Origin of the sequence: Colwellia sp. MB3u-41 (assembly GCF_014076845.1) — a bacterium.
Classification (GTDB): Bacteria; Pseudomonadota; Gammaproteobacteria; order Enterobacterales; family Alteromonadaceae; genus Colwellia_A.
Genome location: NZ_JACGUT010000049.1, coordinates 1 through 2,779, shown reverse-complemented (window position 1 = coordinate 2,779; position 2,779 = coordinate 1). Strand labels below are relative to the sequence as shown.

Below are 2,779 nucleotides of genomic sequence, written 5' to 3'. Positions count from 1 at the left end.
TGTACTCGAAGGTAGCGGGCAAGCTGCAACATAACAAGCCACTCAAGCAGGACAAATAACAGTTGGTTTTGTTCGCTTCGCTCTCTATTATAACCAACTATTATTTGCCTCTTAGTGGGGCGTTATAATTTTAGGAACCTATGAGTAAATATCTAAGTGTTTTAATTATTTTTCTGACTTTTAAAGTTTATGCCACTTCAAATTTAATTGAAGTCACTATTGATAATTTATCATGTTTAGGATTTGAAATAACTAGCTTGAATGATAATCACCTTATAGTTACATTTCCTTCGGCACTTAAAAACTATGAATTAACTAATACCTTAGTTAGGTATACATTTTTAGGTGAGGACATTCTCGTCGTACAAAATAGGTTTGATTCGACAGCCGAAAAACACGAGGTGGAAATTAGTTTTTTACAAGGTATTAATAACGGTGCAGATGCATCTCTTATTGGTTATTATGCGTCAAATACCAAACAAGGCTCAAAAGCTTACAAATTTCCATCCTTAGCTAAATTAGTAAATGTAAAAGCTGAGTCGTGTAAAAAATTATAACAAGCCATTAAAGCAGGACAAAAATACGTTTGCTGTTTTCGTCCCTCAACTATTTTAGCAAACGTATTTTTGCCTCTTAATGGGGCGTTAGGCTACTAAATAAAGTTGTACCATATTCAAACTATTTTTGTATAATCACGAATATATAAATGGATTAGAGTTTCTTAAATTAAGGATATATCATGAATAAAATTTTCAACTTCCAATCAATCGTAATTGCTATTTTATTAGTAGCTTTAGCTTCATTAGTTCATACCAATAATCAAATATTAGATCAAAATAAAAAGCTAACTAGCCAAATCTCTACTTTAAATACCCAGTTAAACAAAGTTAAGTCTTCAACTACTAAAATTGAAGAGCGTATGGCAAAAATAGAAGATAAACTCGAACCTAAATTCCAAGGTTTATTGGCTATGAGCAAGTAGTAGCCTAACAAGTAATTCAACAAGGACTAAAAACAGCGGGCTGTTCGCTTCGCTCCATTTTAGCCCACTATTTTTAGCCTGTTAATTGGGCGTTATGTGTATTGAGAATATGGATAAGCCTCGAATTAAAGTAGACTTCAATGAGCTAATGGAACCTGATCTTGTTTTAATATCCCAGACAGATGAAAGAACAGATTCTGAAGGTAATATTATTAAGCTTTTCTCAGGTACTTTTGTTTATTTATACGAATTCAACAACTATGAAGATGGTGAAGAGGAATATCTCTTTGCAGAAGGTGTTGTTGAGTTAAATGATAAACTCATGAATAAGCACGCTAAATGGAGTTGCCGGATAAACAATAAAGGCATTGTGGCAAAATACACATAACAAGAATTTCAAGCAGGACAAAATACAGTTGGCTTTTTGTTCACTACGTTCACCTATTTTAGCCAACTATATTTTGCCTCTTAAATGGGCGTTAGGTGTTTATCGAGCATGGAAGTTATCGAAAAGGTTGAGATACTTGAAAATGATCAATTGATTGTTGTCTTAGCTAGTGGAGGAAAGCCTGATTACCAATATATTTATCGTGAAGCTGCGGAAGTAAATTGGGACGATGAGCTTAAAGCATTTAAATCTCCTGCCCCAAGAGAATGGAGTCATTCCGATTGGTTTCATCACATTGTTAAAGTCGCAAAAAATTTCAGTATTAATTTAGTCTTAAATAATGATACAACTTGGGTTAATATCTCAAACAATATTAAAGAACAGATACTTGTGGGTAAAAACACCTAACAAGAATTTCAAGAGGGACAAAATACAGTTGGCTGTTTTGTTCACTCCGTTCACCTATTTTAGCCAACTATATTTTGCCCCTTAAATGGGCGTTATGCGGCATTGCGAATTCGATTAAATATAATTGTGGTAGTTGTCTTTATCTTGGTTATTTACGCGTAATTAAATCTATTTCAGTTTTTGGTTAAATAGTTTTTCGCCAAAGTAGGTAAGTGATAAATTCACTTTTCATTAGTGGCTCAAAATTCACAGTTTAGTGTGTCGCAATGCTGTGAGTTTTGTTAATGTGCATTTTATGTCGCTAATATTTATATAAATTGTGCGGTTTGTGGTAGTGTAAAAATCGCATAACAAGGCATTCAAACGGACAAAAAACAGTTGGCTGTTTTCACTTCGTTCAACATTTTAGCCAACAATTTTTTGCCGCTTAATGTGGCGTTAGGCATTCAGGATAGTATGCAGATAAACTTTAATAATTCAGATTACCTTGAAATAGAGCTGTTAAGTAGAGGTGCTTCAAATTATATATACGATTGTAATTTATTGGTTTCTTTCAAGTCAGACATTGCAAGCATTTCCCAAGATGTTTGGGTGGATGGATATGAATTAAAAAGCTTTCTTGATGCTTTAGAAAAACTAAGTTCCAACTTAGCTGGAGAAGCATCTATTTCTTCTGATAGCCCCGGAGAATTGTTGATATTGATTAAATCTGTAGACACATCCGGGCACTTTGCATTTCAAATTGAAGTTGGCAAACAAACCTTTATTGGTCCAGAACATTTTTGGTCAAAAGTGACAGATGTTTTTCCGTTGGAAACTGCATTTTTAGATGTTGTGTGCCAAGAGTTTATAAGTTACTTTTCAGACGTAAAGAATGCTTAGTTTCAAGTTTGAAGTGCGACAAAAGTGATTATTCATAAAAGCATTCCTCTGGTGTTTTATATCCCAATCTCTTTCTTGGTCTTGTATTTAATTTAGCTGCGATGGCATTACATCGTTGT

The 2,779-nt window shown here is 33.7% G+C and carries 5 protein-coding genes; all 5 read left to right on the top strand.

The window, feature by feature from the left end:
• The first annotated feature begins 140 nt into the window (after positions 1–140).
• The 5 genes from H4J73_RS04930 to H4J73_RS04910 all read left to right on the top strand — a co-directional run bounded on the left by H4J73_RS04930 (position 141) and on the right by H4J73_RS04910 (position 2,660).
• Entirely contained in the window at positions 141–557 is a 417-nt protein-coding gene (locus H4J73_RS04930; RefSeq protein ID WP_182178363.1) for a hypothetical protein, read from the top strand.
• A 182-nt stretch (positions 558–739) separates the two neighbouring features.
• Positions 740–982 carry a hypothetical protein gene (locus tag H4J73_RS04925; RefSeq protein ID WP_182223118.1) on the top strand — a complete coding sequence of 81 codons (243 nt, stop codon included), beginning with the start codon at positions 740–742 and terminating at the stop codon, positions 980–982.
• 109 nt (positions 983–1,091) lie between these two features.
• On the top strand, positions 1,092–1,370 hold the full coding sequence (locus tag H4J73_RS04920) for a hypothetical protein (protein WP_182223119.1): 279 nt from the start codon (positions 1,092–1,094) through the stop codon (positions 1,368–1,370).
• Positions 1,371–1,478: 108 nt separating this feature from the next.
• Positions 1,479–1,778, top strand: a complete 300-nt coding sequence (locus H4J73_RS04915) for a hypothetical protein (RefSeq protein ID WP_182223120.1) — start codon at positions 1,479–1,481, stop codon at positions 1,776–1,778.
• 378 nt (positions 1,779–2,156) lie between these two features.
• Positions 2,157–2,660 carry a hypothetical protein gene (locus tag H4J73_RS04910; protein ID WP_182223121.1) on the top strand — a complete coding sequence of 168 codons (504 nt, stop codon included), beginning with the start codon at positions 2,157–2,159 and terminating at the stop codon, positions 2,658–2,660.
• Positions 2,661–2,779: the final 119 nt, after the last annotated feature.

Excerpts from the sequence above, each read along its gene's own strand:
- H4J73_RS04925 (WP_182223118.1), top strand. The coding sequence starts at position 740 with ATGAATAAAATTTTCAACTTCCAATCAATCGTAATTGCTATTTTATTA.
- H4J73_RS04920 (WP_182223119.1), top strand. The coding sequence starts at position 1,092 with ATGGATAAGCCTCGAATTAAAGTAGACTTCAATGAGCTAATGGAACCT.
- H4J73_RS04930 (WP_182178363.1), top strand. The coding sequence starts at position 141 with ATGAGTAAATATCTAAGTGTTTTAATTATTTTTCTGACTTTTAAAGTT.
- H4J73_RS04915 (WP_182223120.1), top strand. The coding sequence starts at position 1,479 with ATGGAAGTTATCGAAAAGGTTGAGATACTTGAAAATGATCAATTGATT.